Source organism: Desulfosoma caldarium (assembly GCF_003751385.1).
Classification (GTDB): Bacteria; Desulfobacterota; Syntrophobacteria; order Syntrophobacterales; family DSM-9756; genus Desulfosoma; species Desulfosoma caldarium.
In genome coordinates this window covers 401,466-415,182 of the sequence record NZ_RJVA01000010.1, presented here as the reverse complement: position 1 = coordinate 415,182, position 13,717 = coordinate 401,466, and the positions used below count along the sequence as shown (strand labels likewise).

General features: G+C 57.2%; 14 protein-coding genes. 7 read left to right on the top strand and 7 right to left on the bottom strand.

Annotation, left to right across the window (positions count from 1 at the left end):
• Positions 1-16: 16 nt before the first annotated feature.
• On the bottom strand, positions 17-310 hold the full coding sequence (locus EDC27_RS05170; RefSeq protein ID WP_123289689.1) for a hypothetical protein: 294 nt from the start codon (positions 308-310) through the stop codon (positions 17-19).
• Between the two features lie 225 nt (positions 311-535).
• On the opposite strand from EDC27_RS05170, the gene EDC27_RS05165 reads away from it, so the two are divergent.
• The 4 genes from EDC27_RS05165 (at position 536) to EDC27_RS05150 (ending at position 3,476) form a co-directional block, all read left to right on the top strand.
• Positions 536-868, top strand: a complete 333-nt coding sequence (locus EDC27_RS05165; protein ID WP_123289527.1) for a hypothetical protein — start codon at positions 536-538, stop codon at positions 866-868.
• Between the two features lie 159 nt (positions 869-1,027).
• The gene (locus tag EDC27_RS05160; RefSeq protein WP_123289526.1) at positions 1,028-1,981 is read left to right on the top strand and encodes a DUF3419 family protein; all 954 of its coding nucleotides are present in this window, start codon (positions 1,028-1,030) and stop codon (positions 1,979-1,981) included.
• Between the two features lie 52 nt (positions 1,982-2,033).
• Entirely contained in the window at positions 2,034-2,531 is a 498-nt protein-coding gene (locus EDC27_RS05155) for a rubrerythrin family protein (RefSeq protein ID WP_170161602.1), read from the top strand.
• A 120-nt stretch (positions 2,532-2,651) separates the two neighbouring features.
• A complete protein-coding gene (locus EDC27_RS05150; RefSeq protein WP_123289524.1) occupies positions 2,652-3,476 on the top strand; it encodes a tRNA (adenine-N1)-methyltransferase in 825 nt (274 codons plus the stop codon).
• Between the two features lie 149 nt (positions 3,477-3,625).
• On the opposite strand, the gene feoB is transcribed toward EDC27_RS05150, so the two are convergent.
• The 3 genes from feoB to EDC27_RS05135 form a co-directional block, all read right to left on the bottom strand.
• Positions 3,626-5,866, bottom strand: coding sequence for a ferrous iron transport protein B (feoB, locus tag EDC27_RS05145; RefSeq protein ID WP_123289523.1), 2,241 nt, complete (start codon positions 5,864-5,866; stop codon positions 3,626-3,628).
• The gene (locus EDC27_RS05140; RefSeq protein WP_123289522.1) at positions 5,863-6,105 is read right to left on the bottom strand and encodes a FeoA family protein; all 243 of its coding nucleotides are present in this window, start codon (positions 6,103-6,105) and stop codon (positions 5,863-5,865) included. Before EDC27_RS05140 ends, feoB begins: the two co-directional genes overlap by 4 nt.
• Positions 6,106-6,219: 114 nt before the next feature.
• Positions 6,220-6,519 (bottom strand): FeoA family protein, encoded by a 300-nt coding sequence (locus EDC27_RS05135; RefSeq protein ID WP_123289521.1) that lies wholly within the window; start codon positions 6,517-6,519, stop codon positions 6,220-6,222.
• 434 nt (positions 6,520-6,953) lie between these two features.
• Between EDC27_RS05135 and EDC27_RS05130 the strand changes: the two genes are divergently transcribed.
• The 3 genes from EDC27_RS05130 to EDC27_RS05120 all read left to right on the top strand — a co-directional run bounded on the left by EDC27_RS05130 (position 6,954) and on the right by EDC27_RS05120 (position 10,787).
• Positions 6,954-8,873: a hypothetical protein gene (locus tag EDC27_RS05130; RefSeq protein ID WP_123289520.1), complete on the top strand. Its 1,920-nt coding sequence runs from the start codon at positions 6,954-6,956 to the stop codon at positions 8,871-8,873.
• Positions 8,874-8,963: 90 nt separating this feature from the next.
• A complete protein-coding gene (locus EDC27_RS05125) occupies positions 8,964-9,611 on the top strand; it encodes a protein-L-isoaspartate(D-aspartate) O-methyltransferase (protein WP_123289519.1) in 648 nt (215 codons plus the stop codon).
• An 18-nt stretch (positions 9,612-9,629) separates the two neighbouring features.
• Positions 9,630-10,787 carry a DUF484 family protein gene (locus tag EDC27_RS05120; RefSeq protein ID WP_123289518.1) on the top strand — a complete coding sequence of 386 codons (1,158 nt, stop codon included), beginning with the start codon at positions 9,630-9,632 and terminating at the stop codon, positions 10,785-10,787.
• A gap of 31 nt (positions 10,788-10,818) precedes the next feature.
• Here the strand turns inward: EDC27_RS05120 and EDC27_RS05115 are convergent, their stop codons facing one another.
• The 3 genes from EDC27_RS05115 to EDC27_RS05105 are packed head-to-tail and all read right to left on the bottom strand — an operon-like array spanning position 10,819 to position 13,705.
• The gene (locus EDC27_RS05115) at positions 10,819-11,661 is read right to left on the bottom strand and encodes an FAD/NAD(P)-binding protein (RefSeq protein WP_123289517.1); all 843 of its coding nucleotides are present in this window, start codon (positions 11,659-11,661) and stop codon (positions 10,819-10,821) included.
• Positions 11,654-12,715 (bottom strand): 4Fe-4S dicluster domain-containing protein, encoded by a 1,062-nt coding sequence (locus EDC27_RS05110; RefSeq protein ID WP_123289516.1) that lies wholly within the window; start codon positions 12,713-12,715, stop codon positions 11,654-11,656. The genes EDC27_RS05115 and EDC27_RS05110 overlap by 8 nt, the downstream gene beginning before the upstream one ends.
• 39 nt (positions 12,716-12,754) lie before the next feature.
• A complete protein-coding gene (locus tag EDC27_RS05105; protein WP_170161601.1) occupies positions 12,755-13,705 on the bottom strand; it encodes a Coenzyme F420 hydrogenase/dehydrogenase, beta subunit C-terminal domain in 951 nt (316 codons plus the stop codon).
• Positions 13,706-13,717 lie beyond the last annotated feature (12 nt).

Genomic DNA, 13,717 nt, shown 5'->3' with positions numbered 1-13,717 from the left:
GTGTTGCGGCTTCGTCTCAGGGTTCGTAATAGATGGGATCGCCCATTTCCTTAAAGGAAAAGTTGTAGAAGACATTGTGCCCGTTGTAATCGAGGACGCGCAAATCATCCGTCTGGTGAAGATCGCCCAGCACGACGCTAAATTGGTGGCCGTATTTTTCTTTGACCTTTTCCAGAGGGAGTTCTCGAGCGATGAATTTTTTGATTCCTTTGGCGCTGACTTTTTCAATGAATTTGGGATCTTCAAATGAATCATAGCTGGTCAGAATCAAAATCGGGCCTGTTCCTGTAAAAACGATTCCAGCTTTCATGATGACACCTCCTTGTCTGATCGGTGAACGAACAGCCGCTGAAGCCACGGCGCAGGAGCCTTTGGCCTTGGCGGGAAAAAGCCTCGGTTCTGCTTGAACATTGACAAGGATTTGAAGGATGTGGGAAAGGTCGCCCGTGCTGTCGAGGCTTTGATCCATTTATAACCCTGGCCTGGTTCGAGCGACAAGAACCCGGCGTACCCGCTGGGTGTTTGGGAGGTGCACATGAAACAATACGTCATCGACCAGCTTCGAGAATCCGACTACGATCGCATTCGAGACTATCTCGCCGCCCACGCGGAATCGGCGGCCATGGAAGGCATTTATTACGTGGACCTTCCCCATGCCTTGTACACGGACGTGCAAAAAACCCACAACCATTGCCAACCTTACTATTTTGCGGTGAACCTCACCCGAAAACAGGTGGGTTTTGAATGGCTCATTCGCAGCCGAAACACCCTGCGCTGTGCGTGCATCGGCTACGCCACGCAGGCCCAGCGCGACTACATCATCGAGTACGCCGACGGGATGCTGGACAGGCTCCGCATCAAGCTCTAAAAGGCGCTCGATGAATTAAGCTTAAGAGGGAGCCGCGCGCGAGCCGCGACAGAAGCGCTGGCGTGGCGAAAGGCCTTCGGCAAAAGAAGGGTGTTGCACCGAGCGTGGATCCAAAAGCATTAGGGCAGAACGGCCTTATCAGGTGAGCTGCACGTAGCCATGAAAGCAAAGCCATTTGAAGAAAAGGCTTTTCACGAAGCCTCCACGCCTTATCTTGTGCCCACCGAACATCCGTGGGCGGCCCCTGCGCCGCTTCCTGTCCAAGGCCTAAGAATCCTGTGCGTGGCAGGAAGCGGTGACATTCCCATCTATTTTTTGTCGTGCGGCGCGGGCTCTCTTGTGGCGGTGGACGTGTCGGTGGGCGCATGCGCCATGGCGGAACTCAAACGAGCCGCCTACAGGGGCTTGGACCGTCAGGCCTTTTGCCGCTTCTTCTTTGAAGGCATTGGCGAGGCCAAGGATTTGTGGATGACCGCTCGGGATCCGAAGCACCCTGCATTTTCTTCGCGAAGCGCCGTGTATGCTCTACTTCGAGACGACCTCGGCCCCGAGGCTCGCCGGTTTTTTGATCCAATCATGGCCGCGCACGGCGGCGAGACCAACCCCTTTGAAGCCTTCTTGCGCCCAACGGACAGGGTGCATCTGGGGCTGCTACCTTTCCTGCTCTGTGACGACGCCTATGGCGCATGGGCTGAAGGGGCTCGACGCCACTTTCCCATTGTCTGCTCGTTGCTGGAAGATTTTCTTGCCGGCACCGGCGACAGCTTTCATGTTATTTACACGTCAAACGTGGTGGAGTACGTGCGATCCTTTCTCGGCATGCACTTCGGCCTCGGCGCTTTTCGAAAGGCCATGGAGTCCTTGTGGAAGGACATGCATCGCGTTCTTTTTCCGAAAGGCTTTGCGGTTTTTTACGTGCACCAAGGGCTTGGCACCGAAACCTTTCGCCGCACATTGAAAGAACTCGCGCCGCCGCCGTCCTTGGGGTATAAGACGCATCTTGTGCCCATAAACCTTCGGGCGCCGACGCTCCCGAGCGCCGTGTGGCGCCATGTGCTGGTCCTGTTTCAGAAACCTCCGGCGCCTCGAGAGATGGCCGTTACTGTGGGCTGAGGCGAAGCGAGTTTCGGGAAGTGACCGTGAGACGACACGAGGATTGAAGACGATGCCTCGGCAGCGCAAAGCATTGATGCTGGAAGCGTTCCTTGGGGAGGCCAGGGCCCATTTTCGGCTTCTGGCTTACGCACGGAAGGCGGACGAAGAAGGGTACCCTCAGATAGCCCGGCTGTTTCGCGCCATTGCCGAAGCCGAAAGGGTGCATGCTCAGAATCATGCATCGCTTTTGGAAAAAGTGGGATCGACCGAAGAAAACCTGCAGGCGGCTTTTGCGTCCGAATCCTTTGTGAACCAGGTGGCTTACCCGAAACTGCTTCAGGAAGCTTGGGCCCTGGAGGACAAAGCTGCCATCTGGTTTCTCACTTCGGCCCGAAACGCCGAAGAGCGCCACGCCAGGCTCTATAAGATGGCCTTGCAACACATGATTTCCGACCGCATGCCCGTGTACCTGGTGTGTCAAAACTGCGGCTGGGTAGCCGAGGACGCGGCCCCGGAAAAATGCCCCAACTGCGGTAAGCCTTCGGAAAGCTTTCGGAAGATTCCATGAGTGGCGGATCTGTAGCGCCGACTGCAGCCTTCTTCACGCTACCATGTTCTTTTTGACTCTCACCTCAGCAATCTGAAGGGCAGTAGTGAGCTTCTCTATAGAAAGGAAAGGCACGAAACCATGAACGCATTTCAGCCCGGAGAACTGGTGCTTCTCACATCCCAAAAGGGAAAGACTTGGCTTGTGCGGGCGGGATCGGGATCCTTTTCTTGTCATCTGGGCAACGTGGATCTGCAGGATGTGGTGGGTCGGCAGGAAGGCGAATGGCTTGAGACGCACCGGGGGGCCAAGGTTTTTCTCTTTCGACCGTCCCTCGGCGATTACGTTCACAAGCTCAAGCGGCGCACTCAGGTGATTTATCCCAAGGACATGGGGGCCTTTTGGATCTACGGCGACATTCGCCCGGGTGATGTGGTGTTGGAGACCGGTGTGGGATCCGGAGCGCTCAGCCTGGCCCTGCTTCGAGCGGTTGGGCCTAAAGGGCGCCTGATTTCCGTGGAAGTTCGTCCTGAATTTGCCCAATTGGCCCGAAAGAACATCGAGGTCTTTTTCGGAAAGACGCCGGACAACCACACGCTTCTCGTGGCGGACGTCACAGCCTTGCCTTTGAAGGTGACCGTGGACCGGGTGGTATTAGACCTTCCCGAGCCGTGGCTCGCCGTGGAGGCCGTCTCGGCCTGCCTGCGCACCGGAGGGCTTCTGCTGTCACTGAGCCCACAGGTGGGGCAGGCTCAAATGGTGTGCCAGGAGTTGAAACGGCACGGCTATGCCAATGTGACCACCTTTGAGCTGCTCAAGCGCAATTGGAAGATCGATGCGCGGCGCGCCAGGCCCGAAGACCGCATGATCGGCCACACGGGTTTTATCACGGTGGCGAAGAAGATTGCTCGCACGTCGGAGGTGGTCCCGACGATTCGAGACCCTGAAGCTCCCGTGCCGTCCTGAGGGAACAAGCGCCGGAACAACCGGAACAATGGGAGGTTTCGCCCCGAAACGTCTTGATAAAATAACGCACCACCACCACGAGGCCCGCGACAACGAGAATACCCACCACAAGGTGCTGCCACATGGAAGATGCTCCTTCTGACCTGAGACTATGAGCCGAGGCCCAGCAATCGGCCGGCTTGGTAGACGGCCGTGGCGACGATGAAGGCCACCGTCGTGTTAAAGACCATGGAAAACACACCCCATTTCCAGGACCCGGATTCCTTGACGATACACGTTACGGTGACAAAACACGGTGAGTACAACATGATGAACACCATGGCCGCAAAAGCCACCAAAGGATTCCAGTGAGGGTCCTGGCGCAGCCGTTCACTCAAGCTCGTGTTCTCTTCCGTATCCAGTTCTCCCAGTGAATAGGCCGTGCCCAGGGTGGATATGATCACTTCCTTGGCGGCAAATCCTCCCACCAAGGCCACGTTGGTCCTCCAATCAAAGCCGCACCAGCGCGTGATCTTTTCCAGAGCCGTGCCCATTCGACCCGCAAGGGAGGATTGCAGCGCCGTGGCCGCTTCGCGCTTATCAATGGCACGGAGCTGTTCCCGAGCTTCCTGGACCTGTGGCGGCAGGTCTGTTTTCTGTTCCGAAGTCAACAGGTCCTTGTGGTGTTCGGACAGGGTTTCCAGAACAGCTTGCCGCTCCACATCGAAGGCGGCTTTTTCCGAAGCGGACAGGCCCGGATAGGTCATCAAGGCCCAGAGCAGCACGGATATGGCAACGATGACGGTGCCGGCCTTTCGAATATATTGAAAGATGCGCTCCCAAGTATGAATCATGAGCCCCTTGAAGGTGGGAATGCGATAAGGGGGTAGTTCCAAAAGAAACGGACTGCTGGGGCCGCGAAGGATGGTGAGGCGAATGATTTTGGCCAGCACCAGGGCAAAGACCCAAGCCAGCAAGGTGAGAAGAAAAAGCATCTGCGCGCGGTTTTCGGTGAAAAAGGCGGCGATCAGCATGGCCAACACGGGCACCTTGGCGCCGCAATTCATGAAAGGGGCTGTGAGCAACGTGGCAAGCCGTTCGCGGGACGTGCGCAGGGTTCGCGTGGCCAAAACCCCCGGCACAGCACACCCGCCGGCGATGCCTCCGGAGATGATAAAGGCCATGAAAGAGCTCCCATGGAGGCCGAACACACGAAACACCCGGTCCAGCATGTAGGCGGCTCGGGCCAAATAACCCGTATCTTCCAAAAAAGCGATGGCCAAGAACATGAAAAAGATCAAAGGCACAAAGCCCATGACGCCGCCCACACCGTCGATGATGCCTGAGACCAGCAAAGAGCGCAGAGGCCCTTCGGGTATCGCCTGTTCGGCCCAACGGCCCAAAGCCGCAAAGGCCGCTTCGAACCACTGGACGGGAAGCTCACTGTAGGTGAACGTGAATTCGTAGACGGCATAAAGGACAGCCACCATGACTATGGGGCCGAAAAAGCGGTTGGTCAAAACGCGATCGATCTGATCCGAAAGGTGCATCCGATTGCCTTTGAGACGCTGCTCGACCACACCGTCTTTGAGCAAAGCCGCAATGAATCCGTAACGATGGTCCGCGATGATGGCTTCCGGATAGCTGTCTAGGGTTTTTTGAAGATGCTCGGTGAGCTTGGCGGCCAAGGCTTCTAGATGCTCAGAAACCGTGGCGTTCGCCTGGCGGCCCTTGGCCTTGACCTGCTCGTCTTCTTCCAGATACTTCAAAGCCGTCCAGCGGGCCGGATAAAGGTCCGTCAGGAAACCATGTTCTCCAATGATTTTTTCCATGTCCTTGAGCACGGGGTCCACGTCGGGCCCGTAGGAGACGTGAAGAGGCTCCCAATGTCGCTCGGATTGCGCCATCTCCACGGCGACTCGAAGGAGGTTTTCTTTGCCTTCGCCACGCCGCGCCACCGTCGGCACCACCGGAACTCCCAATCGCTTGGAAAGCTCTTCGGCATGAATTCGCAGGCCGCGACCTTCGGCCACATCCATCATGTTGAGCGCCACCACCACGGGCACGCCCAGTTCCATTAACTGCACCGTCAAATAGAGGTTGCGGTCCAGGTTTGAGGCGTCCACGATGTTGATGACCACCTCCGGGCGTTCATGGACGAGAAAATCGCGAGCCACCAGTTCTTCCAAAGAGTAAGCGGTCAGGGAATAAGTGCCGGGCAGATCTACCAGGCGAATCTGCCGACCGTCGAGGGAATAAAAACCCTCTTTCTTTTCCACGGTGATGCCCGGATAATTGCCCACGTGTTGTCGAGCGCCCGTGATGGCGTTGAAAAGCGTCGTCTTGCCGCAGTTGGGATTGCCTGCCAGGGCGAAAAGGTGTTCCTGAGATTTGTGAAAGGCTTGCTTCACGGGATTTTCTCCACATCTACCAGAATGTAGTCCGCTTCATTGTTGCGCAAAGTGAGCGTGAACTGACGCACGCGAACGGCCACAGGATCTTTAAGGGGAGCTCGGCCTTGCACCTGAATGGGGGTTCCCGGAACCAATCCCATGTCTCGAATGCGACGCCCCAACTCCCCAGTGGCCTTCACCTTGACGATGACCCCGGCTTGATTGGGCGCCATGTGGCGCAAAAGCATCGTCGCCATGGACACATCCTTTACCTGCTTGGCTTAAATTAGGGCTTCCTAACTTTAAAGGCCCAAAAAGAGCGGCACTTTGGCCGCTTTGCATTTCATAAAATGGAAAAACCTCAGTACGTTTCAGGTCAAAGGGCCGCACACCAAAATCTTGCTGCTCACGCCGGCGCCGAGACTCAGCGTGCTGCCGTGAACCTTGACGAGGCATGGCCGGTCGCATCCGGCGCATAGCACTTCCAGTTCCGCTCCGGGATAAATGCCCAAAGCCGCCATGCGGGCGCACAGCTTTCGCCCGCCCTCGATGCGTCGCACCAAGAGCCGCGTGCCCGAGGGGGCCATGGACAGAGGAATCGTTGACCCTCGAAACGATTCATCGCGTGGGTGTGAAGAACAACATTGCATCGTCATAGACCACCACCGCATAGCTACTCCTGTTGTGTTAGCGATTTATTAGGTACGCCAAACTTTCTTGCCTGTCAAGAAGATTCATGAACCGTTGGGGTTGCTTGAAAGGAGGTGCGCTCCCATAATGAGCCGCGGGCGTGGCGTGCCGCTGGCCATGGGCTTCCCTGATGTGTCCATTCGATCGACCTTTGGGGGCCGTTTCTCGATTTTGTAAAAGCGCCGCAAGTCTCGACAGAGTTTCGCCCCGTGCGCCGCTCCTACAGGCTGTGGTGTGGCTGAAAGGAATCTGTGCTGGACGAGAATGCGGAGGGGCCGCGCCCCTTGGGGGCCGTGGATATACAGACGGCCGACAGGCCGCCCTTTGGAAAGTAAGGTGTTTGGCGTTGGCATTCCCAGACCCGGCACCGGATCTTGCTGTTGTTGAAAGGGCTGGCAAAAATCGAGGGATTCACATGTCGCCGTGCGGTGTGGCATCTCTGGAGGAAAAATTGATCGCAGCCGTAGACGACGGCGCATGGGAGGAGGTTCGGTGCCTTCTCGGGCACCTTGGAACCCGATCCTGGTCAAGGATGCGTGCGCCCATATGGGAACTTGTCCTGGACATTTTATTTTGGTGCCATGCTTGGGCCTTTCCTGAAAAGCGCCTTCTTGACGACGGCCTCGTTCCACAACAGAAAATGCGCAAGGTGTTTTCGGTTCTTCCTGCGTATTTAGAAAGCAAGACCTATCCGTTGATTCGTGTCTTGGCCCTGGCTGCCCCTCTGCCTGTGCCGTTTCGAGAACCGCAGGTTCGAGCTCTGTGGCGACGGCATCTCAGGCATCTGCGGCAAAGATTGCGGGCTCACGACCGTGCCGTGCAACGCAGCCAGCGGCGTGACGCTGCGGGCACGAAAACACCAAGCCATATGACGCTACGCGATCTAGCCTCTTTATGGCGTTCCGACTGGCAGAGAAAACGCGTGCGCTTTTCTCGGAGCCGTTTCTTGCGCATCGGTCGGCGGATAGTCGCCCCAGGGCATAATGGTCCGAGACGCCGTCGCCAGATCACAGGGTTTCTAAGAGAACGTGAGATTGAAAAGGCGGCGTTTCACAGGGTCCCTGTTCGAGGCGCGTTGAGGGCTACATGGGGCGGGTTGGGATCCCATGGGAGTCGGTTTCTCGAAAGACTTGTGGAAGCCACGGCGGTGGAATTGCGCCACGTGCGCCGTCTGGCTCTAGAGGTCAGTCGAGCTCGGCGCCATGTGGTTTTGAGCCTTCACAATGCCTCGGCGGCAGCCTGCAGCGGCTGGGCCTTTGAACCCGTGGATGTGTTGACCTCAGCCTCACACTACGGCCATGCCTTTGTTGAAGAAGTGGCGAGGGAAGGGGCTCGGCGTGCCGCGGTCGAACGTCATGCCGAACCCCGTGACTTGGTGAAGCAGCTCTGGATCGTGTGGCAGCGTCGCCTGGTTCATCCCAAGGCCCTTCACGCGCTCTGGGAAGCGTGGGCTCGAAGGGCTTTGGGTTGTGAGCATGTCTTTAAAGACGCCTTTCGGGCCGTGAGCGACCTTCTCGATGGGGACCTGCCTCAAGATTTCCCTGAAGAAAGCCCATTGGCCTGGAGCGGATGGCTCAGCCTGCATCAACAATTTCACTGGCAGAACATTTGCCGGTGGCGTCGCGAAAAACAGCGGTTATGGTCGAAAGGTTTTGCCTTTTTGAGAGCCTGTGTGGAAAGAGGGCAAGCGTGGTTAAAGGACGGGCGTCTGGAAGCCTGTGTGGTTCCCTGGATCGACAAGTTTTTTATCTCATCGCGACGGGAAAAGGATTGGACCTATCTGGCTTTGCTCATGGAGTGGATTCAACGGGAACATCTTTCCCCCATCGTTCTCTTGTGGGAGGATACGACACGTGGGTGTGAGCCGAGCCTGGCTTTGGCCCTCAGAAAGTACTGGAAGCCCGGAACGTATCAAGGTTTCGGCATCTTCGGGCACGACTCATGGACACGAAGCAATGCGGAGGGTGTTTTGACTCGCGAAGCCGAACCCAACCGCCTTTACGTGCTCAGACCCCTGGACGACACCCACGCCCCGCAGCCTCTGGAAGCCGTGCTGACGGGAGGGGTTTCGCCGCAAAGTTTCTTTTCTCTCTATGACACGTCGTGGAAAGACGGCGCCTACGCCTTCTATACCGGCACACAGGTGGCTCCCTTGACGTCTATTGCCACGGAAGTGGACGTTGTGCCGGCTTGGGTGGTCTTCGAAGGTGTCCAAAGGCCGCTGGGATGGTTTTTTCGGCGGGTTCTTCGAGATCGGGTTCTACAGGGTGGCTCCGGCGCCCTGTTTCGGCACGCCGGGGTGCGGCTTTATGCTCGATTTGCCAACCTTTTATGAAGGGCTATGGAAAAAGGAATTGACTTAATTTTCAGTTAGTTCTAAGCGTTAACGTGTATTTTTTTAGCCTGACATAACACTCGTGGAATGATGAACAATAATTTTCAAAAAGCTCGCGACAGGATGGTGGACACCCAGCTGGTCACCCGGGGGATTTATGACCCCCGCGTGTTGGCTGCCATGCGCAAGGTGCCCAGGCATCTTTTCGTCAGTGAGGCGCTGCAGTCTCAGGCCTATGCGGACCATCCGCTGCCCATCGGCGATAAGCAGACCATCAGCCAGCCCTACATCGTGGCCCTCATGACCGAAGCCTTGCAGTTGCAAGGGCATGAAAAGGTCTTGGAAATCGGTACGGGATCCGGCTACCAGACGGCTATTCTGGCGGAATTGGCCGAGAGGGTGTTTAGCATCGAGAGGTTGCCGAGCTTGTTGCACAAGGCGCGCCACATTCTGGAAAAGCTTGGGTACCGCAATGTGGTGCTGAAGGTCGGGGACGGCACGATGGGTTGGCCTGAGGAGGCACCTTTTGATGCCATTTTGGTTTCCGCGGGCGCGCCCAAGGTTCCGCAGCCTTTAGTGGATCAATTGGTCATGGGAGGTCGCCTTGTGGTGCCGGTGGGGGACCGGCTGAGTCAGGATCTGGTGCTGGTGGAACGGGTTCCGGAAGGAATTCGCAAGAGCAGCCTAGGGGGCTGCCGTTTCGTGGATCTCATTGGCAAATGGGGCTGGGAAGAATAGGAAAATCAAGGGTGGCACATGAACGGGGCGACAACAGAAGAGCGGTCCTCAGCCGATGTGCTCAAAGAAAACCAACGTCTTCGTGAAGAACTGGAACGTCTGATTCACACGGCAGCGGCCAACGAAAAGATCTGGCGGCACATGGTGGAAATCGAGCGTGTGCTGTTTCGAACGCGCGATTTTGATCGGCTGGCCTCCGAGCTGCTCAGGGAAATTCGAGCCCGCTTTCTTGTGGACGCCGTGGCCCTCATCCTCACCCATCCGGATCTTGTAGATCGGTTCTTTCCCGAACTCATGAACGGGAGTGGTTCGACCCTGGAAGACGACACGGGCACGTGCATTGTGACCCTTCAGCAAGACCAATTGTTTGGCGACGTTCCGGAGAAGCTTTTGGCGCCGGTGCTCTTTCAGGGCGAAGAGCCTCTACGGTGCCTCTTAGGTGGGATGCCATCGTTGTCCGAAAGGTTTTTTCCCATGGGATCGGCGGCTCTGGTGCCTTTGCGGATTCACGACCTCAACTACGGCTTTCTGCTTCTGGCCTGTGCCGATCCTTCGCATTACCGTCCAGGGGACGGCACCGAACTGCTTGAACAAATGGGGATCAAGATTGCGCTTTGTATGGACAACTGCCTGGCGTACGAGCGTGTGAAGGACCTGTCCGATCGAGACGGGCCGACGGGGCTGCTCAATTTTTTCCAGATTCACAACGTGTTGGAAAGGGAATTCCGACGCGCCAAAAGACGCGGTGCGGCCCTGTCCGTGCTTGCCGTGGATCTGGAATTCGTGGACGAGGCGGGGGAACACGAGGACATGGTGGATCCGGTGCTGCGGCATGTGGGGGAACTGCTGCGCAGCACCTTTCCGGACGGCGAAAAATTTATCGGCCGCTACGGCAGTGTGGAATTTCTTGTGGTGTGCCCTTACGCGGACGCGCAGGAAGCGAAGATTCTGGTCTCAAAGCTTCATGACCTCATTCGGCGTTCCCCTCTGCGCCACGGTCGAACGCTCATTCTCATCAAACCTCGCATCGGCACGGCCACGTTGACGTCGACCATGCAAAAACCCTTTGAGCTTTTGGACGCCGCCCAAAGGGCTCTGTGTCTTCTCAAAACCTCTCAGTCTTCCATGCGGGCAGCCGACGCCTTCACCGACAAAGCTTTCCCTTCGGAAAAGTGAACGCTGTAAGCTGCCGCGTCGGCCGTGCCCGTTACAGTTCCGGAGGCATGGCGCGCAAGGCGGTGCCTGAAAAGACGGGGCCATCCACGCACACATATGTTCCGCCGATGTTGCATCGGCCGCACAAGCCGATGCCGCATTTCATGCGCCGCTCCAAAGTGGTGTAGATCTGATCGTCTTCGTAGCCCAATTCCCTGAGGCCGGCCAAAACGAACTTGATCATGATGGGGGGACCGCAGGTGATGGCCACCCGGTTGTAGGGATTAGGGGCCTCTTCGGCCAAAATGGTCGGCACGAATCCTACCCTTTCTGTCCACCCGGGGAATTCGCGGTCCACGGTGAGCACAAGGTTCACGCGCGCCGCGCGCCATGCGTCGAATTCGTAGCGGTAACAGAGGTCTTCGGGCGATCGAGCTCCGTAAATGACGGTGATGTCCCCGAAGTCGGCTCGATTGTCGATCATAGTCAGAAGCAGCGTGCGCAGAGGAGCCATACCGATACCGCCGCCGATGAAGAGAATGTCCCGGCCTTTCATGGAGGTGTACGGAAAGCTGTTTCCCAGAGGGGCCCGCACGCCCACCGTATCGCCCACGTTCAACTGGTGCAGGGCTCGTGTGACTTCCCCCGTGCGCATGACGCTGAACTGAAGGTATTCTCTGCGGGTGGGCGGAGAATTGATGACGAACGTGGATTCGCCGACACCAAAGGCGGAAAGCTGTCCCACCTGTCCCGGCTGAAAGGAAAAATGCGCCGAGACTGCCGGGTCTTTCCATGTGAGACGAAAAGTGCGAATGGTAGGTGTTTCTTGAATGATCTCCTTAATGACGGCCAAGTGCGGCCGATAGGGGTGTTCTTTGAGCTGCGTTCTAGTCATGAACCTCCTCCGATTCACCCAAGGCCCGCACAATGGCGCGAATGTCCATGCCCACGGGGCAGTGGCGGAGACAGCGACCACAGCCGCAGCAGGCGAACCGGCCGTGCTTTTCGGGAAAATAGCTGAACTTGTGGCCCACTCGATTGCGAAACCGTTCGGCCTTGGTGGGCCGCGGATTATGGCCGCTGGCTTCTTGAGTAAAGTGATGAAACATGCAGGCATCCCAGGAACGAAGGCGCTCCCCGTGCACCCCGTTGGTTTCGTCGGTGAGGGTAAAGCAATAACAGGTGGGGCAAAGATACGTGCACACACCGCAGCTCAGGCATCGCTCCGTGTGGAAACGCCAAAAGGCGGTATCGGCAAAGCGTTTGAAAAAATGCTGCGCATCGTCTGTTAAAGACGCGCCTGAGTCGACTGAGCCCTGCGCCGATGTCCACACCTGGCGCGCTTCCTCTTGCTGGGCTTGCGATGGAGTGTTTTCAACATTTTTCAAAAATTCTTGCCCCTTTTCGGTTAGACCGTGCAACACATAGCCTTCCTTGACGGGAATCATCTGCACGTCACTGCCCTCCGTATCCGCCGGATGACTGCCCACGGCGCCGCAAAAGCAGGCCGCATCTGGCTCGGGACAGACCATGGAGACCACGAGGTTCTTGTCTCGCCGGGCCTTGTAAAACGGGTCCACAAAAGAACCCTGAAGAAAGGCGCGATCAAAGACCAAAAATCCCCGCGCATCACAGGGCCGACATCCGAACACGATAGTCGGGCGGAAAACGGCCGGATCTTCCCATAGCAGTGTTGTGACGGTTGCCTCGGAAAGTGATTTTTCCTTGCGAAACTTCAGGAGCTCTTCCCCTTGGGGAAAAAGCACGCCTTTGGCGGACGTGACGGGCATGGGCTGAAAATCCAGGTCCATGCCCGCCTGAAAAGGCCTGAACATGGGCCGATGAGGGGTCATGGCCTGCCGGGTGGGGACCCACACTTCGGCCTGTTCCGACAGGCGACGGAGAAGATCGGCAAGCTCGGCATGGGAGACAAAGGATGCGTTGTTCATAGCCGTTTCACATTCCGTTCGTCATGGGGACACAAGATTTCAGATGCCGGTGACCGAGGCGTCGTAGCTGAGCAAAGGCGGCCGAGCGCCCGGGTCAGTCCCGGATTCGTAGTGCCATAGATCCATGGCTATTTGGGCCGTTTTTTCCTTCAGCAATCCAACGGGGATTTTCATGGGACACGCCCGTTCACACTCCCCGCATTCGGTGCATCGGCCCGCCAGGTGCAGGGTATGGATCATGTGAAACAAGAATTTGTCGGCTACGGTGTCCTTTTGGGTGACCCACTTGGGCGTGCGCGATTCGGCAAGGCAATGATCTTGGCACACGCACAAAGGGCAGGCATTGCGGCAGGCGTAGCAGCGAAGGCAGCGTTCCAGTTCCTTGAGCCAAAAAGCCTTGCGAGCTTCTAGACTCTGGTTTTCCAGCGCTTCAACGTGAGCAAAGGGGTCTTTTGGCACGGGTCTGGGCTCGAAATCGTGCAGTACCACATCGTAGAGCACGGGATGGGCGTGGCGACATCGCTGACAGCGCCGTTCGATAACCCGGTCCAGGGGCACGCATTCCACGCCGTCGGCGGAGGTGATTTCCACCATGCCGTTGGCAAAGGCGACGGCGGTGATGGGGCCGGATTGGGTTCTGGCCGCCGCCAAGGCGTCCGGGTCCACGGTGCCCGGGCAGGTCAGGCCCACAATGAGCAGGCGATCTCGGTCCACGAGCCCTTCCTGAATGAGGGCCGTCAGGGAGCGGCTGTCACAGCCCTTGGCCAGAATGCCGATTTTTTTATCCCTTTGAGACGCGGTGCGAAAAAATTTTGCCAAGAACACGGAAAGGTTGGGTGCGCACAGAGGATTCCAGATGAGGGACGCGATGTCCTTGCGGTCTCGAACAAAGGTCGGCACCGGATGTAGCGGATCGTAACCGACGCGCCAGCCCAAGACCACATCCACCTGATCCCAAATGGATTCCACAATGGATTGGAGCGTGTTCATGTCTTCTCGAAA

Bases quoted from the DNA above. Each gene is read 5' to 3' on its own strand.
- EDC27_RS05170 (WP_123289689.1), bottom strand. From the start codon at position 310: ATGAAAGCTGGAATCGTTTTTACAGGAACAGGCCCGATTTTGATTCTG.
- EDC27_RS05165 (WP_123289527.1), top strand. From the start codon at position 536: ATGAAACAATACGTCATCGACCAGCTTCGAGAATCCGACTACGATCGC.
- EDC27_RS05160 (WP_123289526.1), top strand. From the start codon at position 1,028: ATGAAAGCAAAGCCATTTGAAGAAAAGGCTTTTCACGAAGCCTCCACG.
- EDC27_RS05155 (WP_170161602.1), top strand. From the start codon at position 2,034: ATGCCTCGGCAGCGCAAAGCATTGATGCTGGAAGCGTTCCTTGGGGAG.
- EDC27_RS05150 (WP_123289524.1), top strand. From the start codon at position 2,652: ATGAACGCATTTCAGCCCGGAGAACTGGTGCTTCTCACATCCCAAAAG.
- EDC27_RS05140 (WP_123289522.1), bottom strand. From the start codon at position 6,105: ATGGCGACGATGCTTTTGCGCCACATGGCGCCCAATCAAGCCGGGGTC.
- EDC27_RS05135 (WP_123289521.1), bottom strand. From the start codon at position 6,519: ATGCGGTGGTGGTCTATGACGATGCAATGTTGTTCTTCACACCCACGC.
- EDC27_RS05130 (WP_123289520.1), top strand. From the start codon at position 6,954: ATGTCGCCGTGCGGTGTGGCATCTCTGGAGGAAAAATTGATCGCAGCC.
- EDC27_RS05125 (WP_123289519.1), top strand. From the start codon at position 8,964: ATGAACAATAATTTTCAAAAAGCTCGCGACAGGATGGTGGACACCCAG.
- EDC27_RS05120 (WP_123289518.1), top strand. From the start codon at position 9,630: ATGAACGGGGCGACAACAGAAGAGCGGTCCTCAGCCGATGTGCTCAAA.
- EDC27_RS05115 (WP_123289517.1), bottom strand. From the start codon at position 11,661: ATGACTAGAACGCAGCTCAAAGAACACCCCTATCGGCCGCACTTGGCC.
- EDC27_RS05110 (WP_123289516.1), bottom strand. From the start codon at position 12,715: ATGAACAACGCATCCTTTGTCTCCCATGCCGAGCTTGCCGATCTTCTC.
- EDC27_RS05105 (WP_170161601.1), bottom strand. From the start codon at position 13,705: ATGAACACGCTCCAATCCATTGTGGAATCCATTTGGGATCAGGTGGAT.